Source organism: Pseudovibrio sp. JE062, assembly GCF_000156235.1.
Lineage (GTDB): Bacteria > Pseudomonadota > Alphaproteobacteria > Rhizobiales > Stappiaceae > Pseudovibrio.
The window spans coordinates 57,262-74,596 of sequence record NZ_DS996806.1 but is presented as its reverse complement, the minus strand read 5'-3'; the positions used below and the strand labels follow the sequence as shown (position 1 = coordinate 74,596).

The 17,335-nt window shown below is 55.5% G+C and carries 17 protein-coding genes; 8 read left to right on the top strand and 9 right to left on the bottom strand.

Going from position 1 to position 17,335, the window contains the following annotated elements:
- Positions 1-2: 2 nt before the first annotated feature.
- Both PJE062_RS04715 and PJE062_RS04710 read left to right on the top strand, forming a co-directional pair.
- On the top strand, positions 3-983 hold the full coding sequence (locus PJE062_RS04715; RefSeq protein ID WP_008548070.1) for an EamA family transporter: 981 nt from the start codon (positions 3-5) through the stop codon (positions 981-983).
- Between the two features lie 81 nt (positions 984-1,064).
- Positions 1,065-1,547, top strand: coding sequence for a PAS domain-containing protein (locus PJE062_RS04710; RefSeq protein WP_008548128.1), 483 nt, complete (start codon positions 1,065-1,067; stop codon positions 1,545-1,547).
- On the opposite strand, the gene PJE062_RS04705 is transcribed toward PJE062_RS04710, so the two are convergent.
- Positions 1,544-2,014, bottom strand: a complete 471-nt coding sequence (locus PJE062_RS04705; RefSeq protein WP_208982166.1) for a MarR family winged helix-turn-helix transcriptional regulator — start codon at positions 2,012-2,014, stop codon at positions 1,544-1,546. The genes PJE062_RS04710 and PJE062_RS04705 overlap by 4 nt on opposite strands.
- 181 nt (positions 2,015-2,195) lie before the next feature.
- Between PJE062_RS04705 and PJE062_RS04700 the strand changes: the two genes are divergently transcribed.
- Entirely contained in the window at positions 2,196-2,627 is a 432-nt protein-coding gene (locus PJE062_RS04700; RefSeq protein ID WP_008547382.1) for an organic hydroperoxide resistance protein, read from the top strand.
- A 78-nt stretch (positions 2,628-2,705) separates the two neighbouring features.
- Here PJE062_RS04700 and PJE062_RS04695 read toward each other — a convergent pair whose 3' ends face one another.
- The 6 genes from PJE062_RS04695 to PJE062_RS04670 all read right to left on the bottom strand — a co-directional run bounded on the left by PJE062_RS04695 (position 2,706) and on the right by PJE062_RS04670 (position 7,132).
- Positions 2,706-3,761 (bottom strand): Tim44 domain-containing protein, encoded by a 1,056-nt coding sequence (locus tag PJE062_RS04695; RefSeq protein WP_008547616.1) that lies wholly within the window; start codon positions 3,759-3,761, stop codon positions 2,706-2,708.
- 173 nt (positions 3,762-3,934) lie between these two features.
- A complete protein-coding gene (locus tag PJE062_RS04690) occupies positions 3,935-4,372 on the bottom strand; it encodes a DUF1284 domain-containing protein (RefSeq protein WP_008547930.1) in 438 nt (145 codons plus the stop codon).
- 2 nt (positions 4,373-4,374) lie between these two features.
- Complete coding sequence (locus PJE062_RS04685; protein WP_008547685.1) at positions 4,375-5,595, bottom strand: CCA tRNA nucleotidyltransferase; 1,221 nt, start codon at positions 5,593-5,595, stop codon at positions 4,375-4,377.
- Positions 5,592-5,864 (bottom strand): DUF6111 family protein, encoded by a 273-nt coding sequence (locus tag PJE062_RS04680; protein WP_208608786.1) that lies wholly within the window; start codon positions 5,862-5,864, stop codon positions 5,592-5,594. Before PJE062_RS04680 ends, PJE062_RS04685 begins: the two co-directional genes overlap by 4 nt.
- Positions 5,864-6,484 carry a CoA pyrophosphatase gene (locus PJE062_RS04675; protein ID WP_008548117.1) on the bottom strand — a complete coding sequence of 207 codons (621 nt, stop codon included), beginning with the start codon at positions 6,482-6,484 and terminating at the stop codon, positions 5,864-5,866. Before PJE062_RS04675 ends, PJE062_RS04680 begins: the two co-directional genes overlap by 1 nt.
- 27 nt (positions 6,485-6,511) lie before the next feature.
- A complete protein-coding gene (locus PJE062_RS04670) occupies positions 6,512-7,132 on the bottom strand; it encodes a DUF1285 domain-containing protein (protein ID WP_008547386.1) in 621 nt (206 codons plus the stop codon).
- 477 nt (positions 7,133-7,609) lie between these two features.
- On the opposite strand from PJE062_RS04670, the gene PJE062_RS04665 reads away from it, so the two are divergent.
- The 4 genes from PJE062_RS04665 to PJE062_RS04650 are packed head-to-tail and all read left to right on the top strand — an operon-like array spanning position 7,610 to position 14,499.
- A complete protein-coding gene (locus PJE062_RS04665; RefSeq protein WP_008548042.1) occupies positions 7,610-8,623 on the top strand; it encodes a MoxR family ATPase in 1,014 nt (337 codons plus the stop codon).
- Between the two features lie 22 nt (positions 8,624-8,645).
- Positions 8,646-9,569 (top strand): DUF58 domain-containing protein, encoded by a 924-nt coding sequence (locus tag PJE062_RS04660; protein ID WP_008547946.1) that lies wholly within the window; start codon positions 8,646-8,648, stop codon positions 9,567-9,569.
- 2 nt (positions 9,570-9,571) lie between these two features.
- Entirely contained in the window at positions 9,572-12,379 is a 2,808-nt protein-coding gene (locus PJE062_RS04655) for a DUF4159 domain-containing protein (RefSeq protein WP_008548168.1), read from the top strand.
- A gap of 35 nt (positions 12,380-12,414) precedes the next feature.
- Positions 12,415-14,499, top strand: coding sequence for a membrane protein (locus PJE062_RS04650; protein ID WP_008547361.1), 2,085 nt, complete (start codon positions 12,415-12,417; stop codon positions 14,497-14,499).
- Between the two features lie 54 nt (positions 14,500-14,553).
- Here the strand turns inward: PJE062_RS04650 and PJE062_RS04645 are convergent, their stop codons facing one another.
- Together PJE062_RS04645 and PJE062_RS04640 are read right to left on the bottom strand one after the other, a co-directional pair.
- Complete coding sequence (locus PJE062_RS04645) at positions 14,554-15,129, bottom strand: GNAT family N-acetyltransferase (protein WP_008548137.1); 576 nt, start codon at positions 15,127-15,129, stop codon at positions 14,554-14,556.
- Between the two features lie 323 nt (positions 15,130-15,452).
- The gene (locus tag PJE062_RS04640; RefSeq protein WP_008547525.1) at positions 15,453-15,857 is read right to left on the bottom strand and encodes an NUDIX domain-containing protein; all 405 of its coding nucleotides are present in this window, start codon (positions 15,855-15,857) and stop codon (positions 15,453-15,455) included.
- Between the two features lie 526 nt (positions 15,858-16,383).
- On the opposite strand from PJE062_RS04640, the gene PJE062_RS04635 reads away from it, so the two are divergent.
- On the top strand, positions 16,384-17,319 hold the full coding sequence (locus PJE062_RS04635) for a metallophosphoesterase (RefSeq protein ID WP_083793212.1): 936 nt from the start codon (positions 16,384-16,386) through the stop codon (positions 17,317-17,319).
- The last annotated feature ends 16 nt before the right edge of the window (positions 17,320-17,335 follow it).

The following is a 17,335-nucleotide window of genomic DNA, read 5'->3' as shown; positions in this document are numbered from 1 at the left end:
GTTTGACCCCCAAAGGTTTGATTGTCTGCCTTGCCACCATGGTAAGCTGGGCGTTTCTTATTGTCATAAGCAAAGGCCTGCTGCTCGCTTACAACCTCGACCCGTGGATCTTCACCATCATCCAGCTGATGTTTGGCGGCCTGTTCCTCATCGCCATCAGCCGCAAACTGGGCGCCACCATGGAAGCGCTCAAAAGCCCCTATACATGGGCGTACGGCATTGCCCGCGTGCTCTCCGCAGCCTGCTTTACAGCCTCACTGCTTTACATCAGCGCCGCAAACGCAGGCTTCTTCGGCCTCGTCTCCGTGCCGTTCTCAGCACTGGTCTTCGCAGTCCTGTTCTTCCGCTTGCCGTCCTTTCTGGAAATTCCCGGCCACATCATCATCATTCTAGGCGTCGTCCTGCTCGTCTCCACGCTGGAAGGCACCTACTCCAACCCAGCCGTCTACCTGATGGTCTTCTCAGAGTTTGCCGTAGTCGCCTCAGTGGTTATCGCAGAGTTTCACCCGCAAAATCAGGGCGATGATCTGCAGGAGCGCGCGTCCCTCAGCGGCGTTATGCTGGTCGCCAGCGCCCTTATCATGCTCATCAGCCTTGCTGGCCTCTCTCTCTTCACAGATGGACCGGCCACTCAGAGCGCGACAGACTGGACAAGCAACCTGCCCCTCATTGACCTCACTCAGGTCTGGAGCCCGACCATGTGGCTGGCAGCCATCGCCGTCGGCATCACCCTGCGCGGTGTCTCCATGTTCCTGTCCATGCAGGCCATCAATCTGGTCGGTAGCCAGAACTACGTGGCCACCATCGCCGCTCTGCCATTCACATCTCTGCTGTTTGAGCTGATCGCAGACAAAGCCGACTACCTGCCTCAGGCTGTGCCCAATCCAATCACCATTCTGGCTGGGGTTATCATGACAGCGGGTTCCCTGGGCATACTCTGGGCACGCCAACGCAAGTTCAAAGCAGCAGCCGCATTCTCTTAAGTCCGCGAAAACCCGACTATTTCTGAAAGCAATTGCTTACTCGCCTTCGCTAGAGTTCCAGCGAACAGCGAGTAAGCAGGCATGACTGACAATAATAACGAACTGCCCGAAGTCACCGATCAACGCATCTTGGAAGCATGGAAGCTGTCAGGCTGGGCGGATCGCCTGCTGGAAGAAGCAGGCATCGGTGTCACCATCATCGATAAAAACGGCAAGCTGCTCTACTACAACAAATGGGCTTCGGAAAATCTGGATCGCCAACCGCGCCACATCGGGCACAATGTGAAGGAAAATCACCGCCGGTCCATCACCAACCCGCGGTTTGATGCCATGTTGCAGCTGTTCAGAGATGGCCGCAAAGACCCGGTGCGCTACGTGGCCAATCCATACGGAACCACCACCATTCTGGTCACCGTCTCTCCAATCCACATTGATGGAGAGCTCGTCGGCTTTTCCCAGTTTGTCTTGCTAAAAGAAGAAGTGCAGGAGCTGTGCTGCCTGTTTGACCAGCATGGCCGCGATCCTTTTGAAAAGGATATGCTGCCCAACGGACCTCCGACCTAGCTGGAAACCTTGTCTTTGGCCTCAGTCAGCATCTCCTGAATGCCGTTGAGTTGGCCAACCAGCTGCCGGATTGTCTCCACGGGCACATCCAGGTTGGAAAACGCGCAGTGCTGAACGTCAATCACGCCATCACTCAGGCCCCGCCCCTCTTGGGTCAGGCTCACGATCACTTGCCGCTCATCTTCTTTGGAGCGTGTGCGGGCAATGTATCCCATCTCTTCCAGACGTTTCAGCAAGGGAGTCAACGTGTTCGACTCAAGGAACAAACGCTCCCCCAGCTCAGAAACGCGCTGATGATCTTTTTCCAAAAGAGCAAGCAAAGTAATGTACTGAGGATAGGTGACACCAAGCTTCTTCATCACCGGTTTATAAAACCGATTGAAGGCATGATTTGCTTTGTAGATGGCAAAGCACAAATGCTGATCTAATCCAAAGCCTTGAAATTCTTCTGATTTCTTCTCGGCCATCACCGTATTCCAGTCCTGAGTAACATCCTCTTGCCCCGTTCTACCCATCAAGACAAAAGCCGTCAAACTAAATCGCACACGATTAATTCACGTTTTGATTGACAGCACCCTACATTTCTTCTTAATTATATCGTACAGGATTTAATCGTGCACGATACATAACAACAACGAGGAATACGAAATGCCAGTAGACGTTCTTTACGAAACAAGCGCAGTTGCCACAGGTGGCCGTGATGGCACTGCAAAAACAAAGGACGGTGCTCTGGAACTGACACTTGCAACGCCAAAAGAACTGGGCGGCGCAGGTGGAGAAGGCAACAACCCTGAGCAGCTGTTTGCTGCAGGTTATGCTGCCTGTTTCATCGGAGCTATGAAGTTTGTAGCGTCTCAGCAGTCCGGCGTGACTTTGCCAGCAGACGTGAATGTTGAATCAACAGTTGGCATTGGCCCACGCTCTGAAGGCGGCTTCGGTCTGGAGATTGCATTGGCAGTCACCGTACCGGGCATGGACAAAGCCAAAGCGGAAAAACTGGTCGCAGCAGCCCACGAGGTCTGCCCTTACTCAAACGCAACACGCAACAACATCGATGTAAAGCTTTCTGTCGCAACCTAACAAGCACAAGACCCATCGAACCACTAAAAAGAAAGGGGCCCGTGAGGCCCCTTTCCTATTGCATAATGTCTGCTGTGATTAGCCAGCCTGCTGGATCGCGGAGAGCTGCCAGTTTTCGCCAGCACCGCGAATAAAGGTCCAGATCTCGATCCGCTCTTCCGGCACATCAGCGTTGCCTTCAACAACCTTATTGGTCGCACGCTCACGCATCACATCGATGGACTCATAACGCATTGCGACAGACGCATAGTCCTTGTCGCCTTCACGCCACGCTTCAGTCAGATCACCCTGCAGCAACTTGATATCGCGCACTTCGTTGATCAGACCGTTGGAAGCCGCTTTGCCCAGCTCCTCTGCGAAGTAGCCCATGATTTCAGGCGTCGCGATCTCACGGATCTTGCCGTAGTCCTCGGAGCCATACGCAGTCCACACGGTTGTCAGCAACGCTTCAAACGCATCAAAGTCATCCGCTGTCAGGCCGATCTCGTCATCAGCTTCAGTTGAGAACACAGGCTGCTCTTCAAACTGAGGTGCCTGACCACCACCAAAACCGGTGTTTGGAATGCCGGAGGAACCTGAACGACGCGGCGCATCCTGCGCACCTGCATCGTTAAAGGTGAACGGCTGGCTCTGCTGTGCCTGCTGCTGATGATGCCCATAAGCGCCAGCAGCTTGCGGCTGTTGACGGCTCCGCAGGAAACGCATCAGCAACATGATACCGCCACCAATCAAAAGCGCCTGAACGATCAGACCGAAGAACCCGGCCATTCCGCCAAAGCCAGTGCCGAACAGCATGCCGAGCAAACCACCCAATGCCAGACCACCCAGCATGGAGCCGAGGAAACCACCACCGAAGAAGCCACGACGCTGCTGGCCTGCAGCTGCCTTGGAAGCCGCAGCAGCATTCGACTGCTGAGCGCCAGTATTGGTACCATTGTTTGGTGTCATGGTCCGCTGAACCGGAGCTGTCTTCGGCGCAGTCTTGGTTGCTTTCGGCGCAGAGTAGCTGCGAGAGCCACGGCTACCAAAACTAAACCCGCGCTTCGCCTCAGCAAAATCCGCAGTCACGAAGATCAGACCGATCGAAAACACCAGCAAGGTCAAAAACCTTGGAAACTTATTCAATGCAAGCATGTAACCCCTAAACCTGCCCGTAAACTCATGTTGCACCCCATATGGGGGCATTCTGTTAAAATTTGAAGACCAAAGCGTATTCGCGAAAAGTAGAATCCAAATTTCAAAGGGCAATACGCGCTGCTGAGAAACTCAGAGATCGTTTAAGCCCTTCAAAACAAAAGCAAACCGCTTCAGTGATGTTTTGGATTGCGCAGCAGAACTTTTTCATAGCCAGATGAGGCAATTTCAGCGCAAAACTGCACCCACTCGCAGTTTTCGCAGGCTTTTCTGAAGTTCCCCTCAGCATATGCCTCCCGCATTTTGCCGACTAAACGCGAGTTCAACACCAGTTCATCCCCCACATGCAGCTCAGATCCCAGGATCTGTGAGGCCAGCTTCACCGCTGCCTTGTCCCGTTCCACCACACTGCAGTTGAAGCAATGCGGCTCAGTCTCCTCACGGATCAAAGTCGCGCAGATTTCATCCGGCCCATCCACCAGTTCAACCGGCTCCCCAGCATTCAGCCGCTTCACCACAGCCTTGTAGTTTTTGGAGAACGCAGGCGAATAACCATGCCCGATGAATGTGAGCACACAGAGCAGATGATGACCACGCAGCTTCACGCTCATGGTCAGCCCGCCTTATCTTCAACAGCCGCTTTCACCTTCGCCATCAGCTCCTCCGCCGAGCACTGATAATCAGCAGAAGCCCAGATCTGCTGCGCCAACTTCATGGCAGCCCCCATCTCCGGTCCGGCAGGAATACCTCCAGCAATCATCATCTTGCCAGTCAGCGGAAAGCTTGGGATTTCCCAGTTCTGCGCAAACGCCAGCAGCTCTCTCAGCACCGCCTCATCCTGCAGGTCACCGTTCATCCACGCCGTCAAAACACCATCAACAACGGCATTAGCTCCATGCGCAACCAGTAGTGCCTTCAGCTCTTGCGTTTGATGACCGGTAACACGCAAAGCCTTTGCAATCTCAGCTGCAACCTCAATCCGCTTCTTCTGCGCATTGGAAAGCCGCAGATGCTGCGAAACCGCTGCTCCCGCAACACCGCCAAGCCGCAGCACTGGCTCATTCGCAGCTTCCGGCAATCCATCCAGCTTCAGCAACCGTGCAAGACGCGCACTCGCAGCGTCCTCACCCAGAATAAGCTGCAAAATAACGCCCTGCTCCATCAACTCCAGAGCATCTAGAACACGAGGCGCACCAAGCGTTCTCAGCACTTCCTTAGTAATCCGCTCTTTGGAAAGATGCGACAGCCCCTCCTTCAGCTCAACGCAGGCCGCATAGCCATCCGCATTGATCTCTCCCTGCCCATACGTGGCAAAGAACCGGAAGAACCGCAAAATACGCAGATAATCCTCGCGAATACGCGCCCGCGCATCTCCAATAAACCGCAGGTGACGGTTGAGGCAGTCATCTAACCCGCCCAGCGGATCAAACAGCTCACCATACCGATCCACGTAAAGCGCGTTCATGGTAAAGTCACGCCGCTGCGCATCCTTCACCCAATCACGCCCGAACTTGACCGTCGCGTGGCGGCCATGGGTCTCTACGTCTTCACGCAGGCATGTCACTTCAATCGGCTGACTCTCAATCACCAGCGTTACAGTGCCATGATCAACGCCAGTCGGGATCGCCTTCACACCAGCAGCGTCCGCTCTGGCCAGAACCACATCCGGCAAGGCAGTGCAGGCGATATCAACGTCATCCACCACTTCACCCAGCAGGGAGTTGCGCACGGTTCCACCAACTGCGCGCGCCACATCGCCGTCCTGTTCCAGAACGTCAAAAGCACGCTGAACAGCAGAGCTATCCAGCCAGCCTCTTTGTTGTAATTTGGTCATTTCTGAGGTGTCTCGTATCCACCCGGAACAAACTCGCCATCAATGATTTGCCCAGGCCGGTATTGTGACCCAAGCGGCGCATGGCCTGTTTCAGCAAGCAGCACCAGACTGGCGATAACAAGGGCGATGCCCGTGATGCTCAACCACAACATCGGGCCATCGCGAAACCGCTTGTCACTCTTTGCCTTGCGCACAACCATCACCCACACGGCGTAGGCAATGAAAGGAACAAAGAACAACAACCCATGTGTCAGGAGCATTCGTATCATCAGGCATAAACCCTATTATAAAGCACGCGCAGGATGCCAGCGGTGACACCCCATATGTAACGCTGCTCAAATGGCATGGCGTAATAGTAACGCGTTTTGCCTCTGAATTCTCCGCTTTTTTTCTGATGGTTCTCAGGATTCATCAGGAAAGACAAAGGCACTTCAAACACTTCATCCACTTCCGCCGGATTGGGTGAGAGGATCAAAGGCGGTTTGACAGTGGCCAGAACCGGCACAACACGGTAACCGGAACCGGTGTAATAGTGCCCAAGATCGCCGACGATCTCCACCAGATCAGAATCCAGCCCAACCTCTTCATGCGCCTCTCGCAAGGCTGCACCAATAGGGCCATCATCTTCCGCATCTATCTTGCCACCGGGAAACGCAATCTGCCCGGCATGAGAGCGCAGATGAGCTGTGCGCTGTGTTAGCAAAATGGAAGCCTCGGCACCACGATCAACAATCCCGATCAGCACCGCAGCATCGCGCACCTTGTCCAGATCCTCCCCATAATCCTCAATCTCCGGATTGAGAAGGTGATCACCAGCCGGCTCATAAGATTGGCCATCCAGCCGATCCAGAACCCGGGATCTGAAATTTTCTGCTGTAAACTCAGACAAGATTATGCGCCGTCCTAATGTGTCTTTCTAAAATCCAAGGTTCTGCACGGTGTCCACCACAAAGAACTCACCATGGCTTTCGATGCCAACAACCCGTCCCTCCGAGCTTTCCCGCTCCTGCAAATGCGGAGCAAGTTCATGCACCAGTGTGCGTGCAAACAACGCTTCCAGTCGGTCACGAACAAGAATATAAGGCTTCAGCCCTCCATCTTCCTGCCTCTGCACAAAGCGCAGCGAATGCTCAGGTCCAGCCTCAACAACGTCACCACAGTTGGTCCGAATGGTAATCACCTGCTTTCCGTCCTGCTGGTGAATATCCATCTCCACGGCCACAAATGGCGCATCTTCGACAGTCAGACCAATCTTCTCAACCGGCGTGACCAGATAGTACTTTCCGTCTTCCTCTTGCTTCAACACAGTCGAAAACAGATGCACCAGAGCCTCGCGCTGAATAGGCGAGCCCATGTAATACCATGAGCCATCCCGCTTGATCTGCATATCCAGATCTCCGCAGAAATCCGGGTTCCACAAATGGATCGGCGGCAAGCTCTTGGATTTTCCCGCACGCGAAATCAAAGCCTGAAGACCTTTCGGCATCTCCTTGATTTCTGGAATGCTCTTTTCTTTAAGTTCAGTCACCACGGTCATTCTACCAGTACATCTGCACCATTATGGGGGTAATATGGTGTCACAGAAGCTCTAACGCTACCCTCACCACAAGCCTACGCCAAGTTATACCTTTGCGATAAGCTCCTCCTCACAAAATCTGAATGCCTTCCATCACCTCATTTCAGGCACGCAATGCTCCCAGAACTTTCAAGTCTTACGTGACTCTCAAATCTCAGGGAAAACCGCATTCTCCGCCTCAAGACTCACCAACTGTTCACAAAAATACCGTTAGGGTAGCTTCAAACAAGAATGTAAACCCAGGGATGCTCTGACCCCAATCATATGAAAACTTTGAAACTGGCCCACCCGCCGCACACAGCACGTCTGCCTGCGCTGTCATTGAACCGATGAAATGTACAGGCCTATAAATTTGCTAGGGATCGCCATTTTTAAAACCGAGTATGATGCAAAGGTGAGCTAGGCAGGGTTGTAACGCGCGACGAAAAGAGAGCAGCGATGAACACCAATATGACAGGCATGCCCCCAAAACCAGAGGATATAGTCGCCCGCACAGAAGCGGCCTGCGAGAAAATCCAAAAGGCAAAAGAGGAAATCGCCCGTTCCATATTTGGTCAGGAAAGCGTTGTTGAGCGCACGCTGGTAACAATCCTTTCTGGCGGTCACGGTCTGCTGGTGGGTGTGCCCGGCCTTGCAAAAACCAAACTGGTGGAAACACTCGGCACAGTACTGGGCCTCGATTCCAGCCGCATCCAGTTCACACCGGACCTGATGCCCTCCGATATTCTCGGCTCTGAGGTGATGGAGGAAGCCCCGGACGGCAAACGCTCTTTCCGCTTCATTCCCGGTCCGGTCTTCGCCCAGCTGTTGATGGCAGATGAGATCAACCGTGCCAGCCCACGAACGCAGTCCGCCCTTCTGCAGTCCATGCAGGAGTACCACGTCACAATCGCAGGCCATCATCATGACCTGCCCGCTCCCTTCCACGTACTGGCCACTCAGAACCCGCTTGAACAGGAAGGCACCTACCCGCTACCAGAAGCCCAGCTCGACCGCTTCCTCATGCAGATTGATGTTCATTATCCGGATATGGACGCAGAGCGCCGCATCCTGCTGGAAACCACAGGTGCTTCCGAAGCAAAATCCAAACAGGTCTTGCAGCTGGATGAGCTAAGAGAAATGCAGCAGCTCGTGCGTCACATTCCCGTTGGTGAAACAGTTATGGACGCCATCCTGAAGCTTGTCCGCGCTGCTCGTCCCGGCGAAGCTGACGGCTTTGAAGATCTCGCTCAATACATCGCCTGGGGCCCCGGCCCCCGCGCCAGTCAGGCTCTGATGTTGACAGTCCGCGCCCGCGCTCTGGCCGATGGCCGTCTGTCCCCAAGCATTGATGATGTAATGGCGCTGGCCGAGCCTGTCTTGCAGCACCGCATGGCGCTCACCTTCGCAGCACGCGCTGATGGCAAAACCATCCCGCAACTGCTGAAAAACATCAAAGAACGCATAGCCTAACAACAAGCCGACAGGATCGCATATGTTATCTTCGAGGACAGATCCTCAAGACAGACAGGAAAACATCTTCGGCTTAACAGGCGAAGCGCAATCCCTTGCTGATACCTTGCCAGAACTGCTGGTGGAGGCCAGACGCATCGCAGCCAACGTCACAGCTGGCTGGCATGGCCGCCGCCGCGCAGGCCCCGGCGAAACCTTCTGGCAATTCCGTCCTTTCCTATCCGGCGAAGCCGCCCAACAGGTCGACTGGCGTCGCTCCGCCCGTGACGACAATCTTTATGTACGCGAGCGCGAATGGGAAGCCGCCCAAACCATCTGGGTCTGGGCAGATCTCTCCGCCTCCATGCGCTTCCAAAGCAAACAAGCAGCCGCATCTAAAAGAGACCGGGCCCTGCTGCTAATGCTCGCCCTCACCTATGCCCTTAATGAAGCAGGCGAACGCGTTGGCCTCGCGGGCCTCACCCGCCCACTTGCCAGCCGAAACGCCATGCAAACTATTGCAGAAACACTGGTTCATGAGAACCCAGAGGCAACCCTGCCTAACCCGGATGGCATTCGCCGCTTCTCAGAGGTCGTGCTCTTCTCTGATCTGCTGGACCCGCCTGAAAAGCTAGAAGAATGGATGGCAACCGTTGCCAGCACCGGCGCCAAAGGTCATCTTGTTCAGCTGCTGGACCCGATTGAAGAAACCTTTCCTTTCACCGGCCCAACACAGTTTGAAGATCCGGAGAACGGCGAGCAGCTCAAAGCAGGACGCGCACAAACATGGCAACAGGAGTACCTGCACCGTCTGGCAGCTCATAAAGACCAGATCAGTGCACTCTCCCGCAAGTTCGGCTGGAGTTACACGCTGCACCACACAGACCGCCCAGCGGTCGAACCACTCATGTTACTGCATTCCCGCTTGGCCGATGCACCGGAACACAAGATGAGAGGAGGTCTGTAACCATGGGATCTCTTCTCCCAATCGGCTTTGCCGCTCCCTGGGTTCTGGCAGCTCTTGCGGCCCTGCCCGTTCTGTGGTGGCTCCTGCGCACCACACCGCCACAGCCTGCACACGTCAAATTCCCCCCTTTGCGGCTGCTGCTTTCCCTTCGTAATAAGGAAGAAACTCCGCAGCACACACCGTGGTGGCTGATCCTTCTGCGCTTGATGCTGGCCGCAGTGCTCATCATCGCTATGGCTGGCCCTGTCTGGAAACCGTTGGATATCGCCCAGCCCAAAATAGGCCCGCTCTGGCTCATCGTGGACAACGGCTGGGATGCTTCTGCAGATTGGGAACGCCAGATCCGCATGGCCGAGCTGATGGTGGATGGCGCTGCTCAAAACAACAGAACCGTCATGCTGGTCACTACCGCAGATGGCCCCGCCCAGCCCATGCGCCTTTCAAGCGCACAGGAAGTGGCAGATCAGCTCCGCGCCCTGACACCGCAAGGGTGGCAAGCGGCCCGTTCTGAGTTGATCCCGGCTCTGCAAAAACAGGCAGAACAAAACCCACCCGGTGCAATCCTGTGGTTTTCCTCTCCACTGGAAGAGCCCTCCACCACCAGCTTTGCCAAAGGACTAGCCAGCATTGCCAGAGCATCGGATGTAAGCGAAAACTCCTTCCTCATCTACCGATCAGAAACGCCGGTTTACGCACTCAAGCAACTGCAGAACACTGCCGGTGCGATGACCACCACGGTCCTGCGCCACCCAGCACCCTTGACCGAGACACTGACAGTTCGCGCCTATGACCGCAAACAGCGCGCCATCGCAGTGCAGACGGTTGAACTGGAGGCAGGCCAGAACAGCGCCGAAATTGCGCTGGAACTCCCCTCTGAGCTGCGCAACGACATCACCAAACTCGCAATTCTCGGCAAATCCAGCGCAGGCAGCACAGTGCTGGTGGATGAAAAATGGCGCCGCCGCAAAGTCGGCCTCTTCGCAGGCGGCTTCGCAGACCGCTCCCAACCTTTGCTGTCACCGCTTTACTATCTGGAGCGCGCGCTTTCTCCATTTGCAGACCTGCCGCCCGCAAAAAGCACGGATATCGTGGCAGCCATCTCAGACTATTTCGACAAGGGCATCTCCGTCCTCGTTCTGGCTGAAGTTGGCACCCTGCCCAAGAACACGGAAGCAGACATCGCAAACTGGGTTTCCAAGGGTGGTACCTTGATCCGCTTCGCAGGCCCACAGCTTCCAGAAAAGCAAGACTCGCTGATCCCGGTCGCTCTCCGTCTGGGTGACCGCAAGCTGGGCGGCTCTCTCTCCTGGAAAGAACCTCAGGCGCTCAAGTCATTTTCTGAAAACAGCCCCTTCCGCGCAATTTCACTACCAAAGGACGTGACCGTCAATCGCCAAGTTCTTGCAGAACCAACTGCTGACCTGCCTGACAGAACATGGGCTTCACTGGAAGATGGCACACCGCTTGTCACCGCCAAGAAACACGGCAACGGCACCATCGTGCTGTTCCATGTTACCCCGGACACCAAGTGGTCCAATCTGCCTCTTTCTGGTGGTTTCGTAGACATGCTGCGCGCCATCACAAGCATCTCCTCAACCGCAGTGTATAATCCGGATGAGGAAGCCGATGGCACAGCATCAGCTGCCGCTCTGCCGCTACTCAAAATGCTGGATGGCTATGGCAAACTCACCCCGCCATCAGCCAATCACCAACCCATCCTGGAACGCGACTTCGCAACCACCCATCCGGGGCGCACAACCCCTCCGGGCCTGTATGGCACTGAGGATGCAGCCCGCGCACTCAACCTGATGGAAGACGAAGACAATCTGGTTCCGCTTGACCTGAAGCCACTCTCCATGGCCACGATCCTCGATTACCCTTCAGAAAAGCCCCTGGACCTGCGCGGCTGGTTCTTCTCCATCGCCATCCTGCTAGCCCTGCTGGATACCCTCGCCCTGCTCTGGCTGTCCGGCAAGCTGCGCCGCAACCAGTTCACCCACGCCGCCATCCTCCTGCTCCTCGCCTCCAGTCTGAGCCTGACCGGCGCAGACAAAGTTCAGGCGCAAGACACAAGCGAACTCTTCGCGCTGGATGCCTCCCTAGACACCCGCCTTGCCTATGTGATGACGGGCGTGCCAGAGGTGGACGAGATTAGCCGTGCCGGACTGTTCGGCCTCACCCGCCTGCTCACAGACCGCACTGCACTGGAGCCAGAAGCTCCTATAGGGCTGGACCTACAAGAAAATGAGCTGGCCTTCTTCCCAATCATCTACTGGCCCATTGATGCTGCCATGCAGATGCCGAGCCCCGAGGCCATGTCCCGTATCGGCGCTTACATGCGCAACGGCGGCACCATCCTGTTTGATACCCGCGATGCCTATGGCACCGGCTCCAACTCACCCAACAAACTCAAGCTGCAGCAACTGCTCAGAGGGTTGGATATCCCGAGTCTGGAACCAGTCCCTCAGGATCACGTGCTGACAAAGACTTTCTACATTCTGGATGACTTCCCCGGCCGCTACAATCAAAGCCCCATGTGGGTGCAGGCCAGCGCCACCACATCTGACGGCAGTCGTCCGGTGCGAGCGGGCGACGGCGTCTCTCCCATCATGATCAGCGGCAATGACTTCGCCGCCGCCTGGGCCATCGATACGCAAGGCAACTATCTGTACCCAACCATCCCGGCAGACGGAAACCAGCGCGAAATGGCAGCACGCGTCGGCATAAACATCCTCATGTACACCATGACAGGCAACTACAAGGCAGATCAGGTCCACATCCCTGCCCTGCTGGAACGTATCGGTCAATAACAAGCAGCAACTCAACGCGGAGCACAGCAACACACATGACATGGTCTCTTTCCATCGATCCGCTTTTGCCCCTTCCGGCAATAATCGCGCTTGGAGTGATCATAACTCTGGTCTGTGCCTACCTGCTCTTTGTGGGCATGCGCGGCGCCCTCATCCGTTCCCTTGCCCTCGCCCTGCTTGTGCTGGCCCTGCTCAATCCCGCCGTCCTGCGCGAAGATCGCGAGTATCTGCCAAGCACCGTTGTGGTGGTCTCTGACAACAGCCAGAGCCAGCAATTGGAAAATCGAGCCGAGCTGACAGAAGCAGCAAGAGAAGAAATCGTCTCTCAACTGCAAGCTCTCGATGGAATAGATCTGCGGCAGGTTTCGCTCAACGACACCTCCATGGAAACCGGTGATGGCACCCGTGCATTCACCGCCATCTCCAATGAGCTCGCCGACGTCCCGCCAGAAAGGATCGCCGGAGCTATCGTCATCACTGATGGACAGATCCACGATATTCCGGCAACTGCGGAGAAGCTGGGTTTCTCAGCTCCTGTCCACGCCCTCATCACAGGTCGTGAAGGCGAGTTTGACCGCCGCCTGAAAGTCGCCAAGGCCCCACGCTTTGGACTGGTTGGCTCAACACAGGTGGTTCAGCTCGAGTTAGTGGAAGAAGGCTCTTTGCAGCCCTATGGCAATCGCGCAGAGATCACCGTCCGCCGCAACGGCGATATCCTTTCCAAACAGTTCATCTCCTCCGGTTACCCTGCTGAAATCGCCGTTGAAATCGAACATGGCGGCCAGAACATCTATGAGTTTGAGGTGGAAGCCCTTGAAGGGGAGCTCACTCCACTCAACAACCGCGCCCTCGTCACCATTGATGGTGTTCGCGAAAATCTGCGTGTCCTTCTGGTCTCCGGCTCTCCCCACGCAGGTGAGCGCACGTGGCGCAACCTGCTCAAATCAGATGCGTCTGTTGATCTCGTCCACTTCACGATCCTGCGCCCGCCGGAAAAGCAGGACGGCACGCCGATCAATCAGCTGTCCCTGATCGCCTTCCCAACCCGCGAGCTGTTCTCCGTCAAGATTGACGAGTTCGACCTCATCATCTTCGACCGTTACGAGCGCCGCGGCGTGCTGCCCTTGCTCTATTTCGATAACATCGCAAGATACGTGAATGATGGCGGTGCAGTGCTCATCGCAGGTGGGCCGGACTACGCTGAGGTCAACAGCATCTTCCGAACCCCGCTGGGCCGCGTGCTTCCGGCAGCTCCAACCGGAGAAATCTTCGAAGAGCCGTTCCACGCCAATGTATCAGAACTCGGCCTGCGCCATCCAGTCACCCGTGATCTACCGGGAGCTGGGCAGACACCACCACAATGGAGCAAATGGTTCCGACTGGTTGGGGCAAATGTTCAGGAAGGCCAGCCCATCATGACCGCGCTGGGCGATAAGCCCTTGCTCGTCCTCAGCCGCGTTGGCAAAGGCCGCGTAGCTGCCCTGCTCTCCGATCACGTCTGGCTGTGGGCCAGAGGCTACGAGGGCGGAGGCCCGCATGTTCCGCTCCTGCGCAGGCTGGCGCACTGGCTCATGAAAGAACCGGATCTGGAAGAAGAAGCCCTGCGCATGTCCCTGCGCGGCTCAACCCTCATCACAGAACGCCAGACCCTTGCCAATCTGGTCGATCCGGTGACTCTCACTACGCCTTCAGGCAAAACGGAACAACTGGAGCTGACCAAAGACAACTCCGGTCACTGGATAGCCTCCGTGAAGGCCGAAGAGCTCGGTCTCTACTCTGCCACCGATGGCGCACACACCGCACTCATTAATGTTGGCCCACCGAACCCACGAGAGTTTCTGGAAGTCGTTTCCACACCTGACAAGCTCTCCGGCGTCACCACACAAACAGGTGGCACAGCACTGCGGATTGGCGGTGATGATGGAGCATCTCTATCCCTGCCTAACGTCATCGCACAACGGGCGTCCACCCAGTATCACGGCAGCGGCTGGATCGGTATCAAACGCACAGATGCAAGCATCCTGAACGGCATAGACCGCTACCCACTGCTGATCGGCTTCCTCGGCCTCGCATTGCTACTGGGGCTGCTGTCCTTCACCTGGTACCGCGAAGGACGCTAAAACGAAGTGTTTTGGGAAAATGGTGTTGGGAAATGAGTATGGCCATGCCGCGGATTAAGTCGCCATAGCAAGAGAGCCCTGCATCATATCCAGCAGTTGCCCTTCTGTCTGCTTGCTTGCCACCAGCGCTGGCTTCGTATGCCCACCAGAAACATGTCCAACTGGCATAGCCTCGTCCTGCAACATCAGAACAAGCAACCGATCCGGATCAACAGGCCCCGGCAGAGTGATCTGCCCATGTGGCACCTGCTCATAGCCATGCGGCCCGTAGTAGGGATGGTCGCCCACCAGCAAGATCGACTGAACGCCCTGCGCCTTGGCTTCCTCAGCGACGGTCGTCAGCAGCAACCGTCCAAGCCCCTGCCCTTTGAAGGTAGCCTTCACGGTCAACGGTCCAAGCAACATACTCTTCTGAGTACCAACCATAATCGGGGTAAGTTTCACAGACCCGGCAATCTCACCGTTCTGCTCGCCAACAAAGCACAAATGTGAAGCCTGCTGCACCCCATCCCGGATTTTGAACGCTGTCCGCTCAAACCGCGCAGGGCCAAAGGCCTCGGCTTGCATCTGCTCTATCTCGAGAAAGTCTGCTGGGGTTTCCTGCCGCACCAGCCATTTTGAAACTGTCATTTTACACACCACAAATCGAAGGAGGAAGACCGTCGATCCGTGTGGCTCGGGCAGTTAGACCGATGTTGGGAGCACACTGAGGAAAGGACGGCACGAAGCACCACGCGAGAGCATGTCCCGCGCGTTCATTCGTCGTCGCTGTTCCCAGCAAATTGCCATAAGGTCTGTACCCCAGTTTCTCGGTTCATCGCATGCGAGAGCACACGAAATATAATTTCACCTGCTTACGTAACACGCAAATTTTCTGTCGTAAAGCACAAAACTAAGTGCAGATGCGTATTCGTTAGTCGTAGACCAGCTTCAGCTAGGTCTTTGAAAAACAACTACCAATACGGATTAGGCTCAGCCTCACCCGCCATTTCCTGCAGCCGACGCTGCGTCGCCGGGCTCACATCATCCGGCAAGGCATCCAGCGCAAACAGCTGCAGATCAGAGATTTCCATGGAAGGTCTTTTCCAGTTTGGATCCTGCTCCGTGAGCTTCACTTTGAAGAGCCCCACATGATCGCGGCCAGTTCCACCCTTGTTGAGATGCATGGAAACAAGCGTCACATCTGGCCCGCAACCATAACCGGTTTCTTCCGCCAGCTCGCGGCGTGCAGCCTCCGCCATGGTCTCTCCGGAATCAACTCCGCCACCTGGAAAATACCAGCCCGGCAAGTACTGATGACGCACGAGAAGGACTCGGTTTTCATCGTCAAATGCCGCAACGCGCGCTCCTAGCGTCATGCCGCGACTCAAAAGTGCAGCACATTGCACGAGTATGTTGATTATTCGCGTTTTAAAGCTCGCCACGCACAGCCTCACATTCATTATAACCGTCTGATATCACAAGATAAAAATCTGAAATATCATTCATGCAAAAAGTGCATACCACCCTTGCAAAACTAACACTACACAACCCTCAGGATCGGCGTAGAAAGAGATCAAAGAATAAGCATACGCCCAAAAATTAATCAGGGCGGCCCCATCACCTACTTATAATAGACACCTAATCCGCGTTTCCCAAATCGCAGGAGAAATACGTCATGCTTACTAAAGTTCTCGCACGCTTCCGTCGTACAAAACGCTTCCATTGGGCACCAGCAGTAAACACTGCAAACACCCACGACAATGCTGTTCTGCGTCCATCTTCTTGCCTTTAAGGCAAATTCGAGTTCAGTGTTGCAGATCTGTTAAAGGCGCTTGAGGGTAATTCTCCGAATTAAGGAAAATTCCTTGACCTCAGGCGCAATGCAGCGATGATGCGCAGGCTATGTTTAAGCTTGTACACATATCTGACCCACATCTGGGCCCGTTGCCGGACGTACAGCCCGTCCAGCTCGTCTCAAAGCGCATTCTTGGTTATATAAATTGGCGGCGCAACCGCGCCCACGCAATGACCAACTCCTATTTGGATGCGCTGATACGCGATATTCATGCTCAGCAGCCAGATCACATTGCTCTTTGCGGAGATCTGGTCAATATCGCACTGCCTAAAGAGGTTGCTGGAGCCAAAGACTGGCTCGCAACCGTAGGCTCTCCGGAAAATCTCTCCCTGACACCCGGCAATCACGACGCCTATGTTCCAGGCGCACTCAAGCAAGCGTATGGCGCCTGGCGTCCTTACATGCAGAGTGATCCGGATCTGGGGCTCACGCCTCCACTGGGCACAGACCCACACTTCCCATTTGTGCGCAGACGCAGCAACGTCACCATCATCGGCCTCTCAACGGCCAAGGCGACTGGTCCGTTCATGGCAACCGGCCACATCAGCGCCAATCAGCTGCGTGAGCTAGCCGATCAGCTGCGCCATGCGAAGGAACGAGGCGATTTCCGCGTTGTTATGCTGCACCATCCGCCGGTGCGCAACGCAACTTCCTGGTACAAGCGTCTCGTTGGCTCCAGCCGCTTCCGCAACATCATTGCAGAGCACGGCGCTGAGCTGATCCTGCACGGCCACACCCACCGCGCCACCCGCATGGAGATCAATGGACCAGAAGGCCCAGTGCCAGTTATCTGTGTTCCATCGGCTTCCAATGGCCTCAGCAGTCACAAGCCGCCTGCCCGCTACAACCTCTTCACCATTGAAAAGGATGGCAGTGGCTGGTCTTGCATTATGGAAGAACGCGGCTTTACGACAGCGAACGAAGGTGTGCATCACATCGCACAACACGACCTGTCTATTCCCGGCCTGAGACAAGCCGCCTGAAAGCAATCAGAGAATT

Coding starts and splice junctions, on each gene's coding strand:
- PJE062_RS04685 (WP_008547685.1), bottom strand. CDS start 5,595: ATGACCAAATTACAACAAAGAGGCTGGCTGGATAGCTCTGCTGTTCAG.
- PJE062_RS04710 (WP_008548128.1), top strand. CDS start 1,065: ATGACTGACAATAATAACGAACTGCCCGAAGTCACCGATCAACGCATC.
- PJE062_RS04640 (WP_008547525.1), bottom strand. CDS start 15,857: ATGACGCTAGGAGCGCGCGTTGCGGCATTTGACGATGAAAACCGAGTC.
- PJE062_RS04695 (WP_008547616.1), bottom strand. CDS start 3,761: ATGCTTGCATTGAATAAGTTTCCAAGGTTTTTGACCTTGCTGGTGTTT.
- PJE062_RS04655 (WP_008548168.1), top strand. CDS start 9,572: ATGGGATCTCTTCTCCCAATCGGCTTTGCCGCTCCCTGGGTTCTGGCA.
- PJE062_RS04665 (WP_008548042.1), top strand. CDS start 7,610: ATGAACACCAATATGACAGGCATGCCCCCAAAACCAGAGGATATAGTC.
- PJE062_RS04690 (WP_008547930.1), bottom strand. CDS start 4,372: ATGAGCGTGAAGCTGCGTGGTCATCATCTGCTCTGTGTGCTCACATTC.
- PJE062_RS04700 (WP_008547382.1), top strand. CDS start 2,196: ATGCCAGTAGACGTTCTTTACGAAACAAGCGCAGTTGCCACAGGTGGC.
- PJE062_RS04705 (WP_208982166.1), bottom strand. CDS start 2,014: ATGGCCGAGAAGAAATCAGAAGAATTTCAAGGCTTTGGATTAGATCAG.
- PJE062_RS04680 (WP_208608786.1), bottom strand. CDS start 5,864: ATGATACGAATGCTCCTGACACATGGGTTGTTGTTCTTTGTTCCTTTC.
- PJE062_RS04645 (WP_008548137.1), bottom strand. CDS start 15,129: ATGACAGTTTCAAAATGGCTGGTGCGGCAGGAAACCCCAGCAGACTTT.
- PJE062_RS04650 (WP_008547361.1), top strand. CDS start 12,415: ATGACATGGTCTCTTTCCATCGATCCGCTTTTGCCCCTTCCGGCAATA.
- PJE062_RS04660 (WP_008547946.1), top strand. CDS start 8,646: ATGTTATCTTCGAGGACAGATCCTCAAGACAGACAGGAAAACATCTTC.
- PJE062_RS04670 (WP_008547386.1), bottom strand. CDS start 7,132: ATGACCGTGGTGACTGAACTTAAAGAAAAGAGCATTCCAGAAATCAAG.
- PJE062_RS04635 (WP_083793212.1), top strand. CDS start 16,384: ATGTTTAAGCTTGTACACATATCTGACCCACATCTGGGCCCGTTGCCG.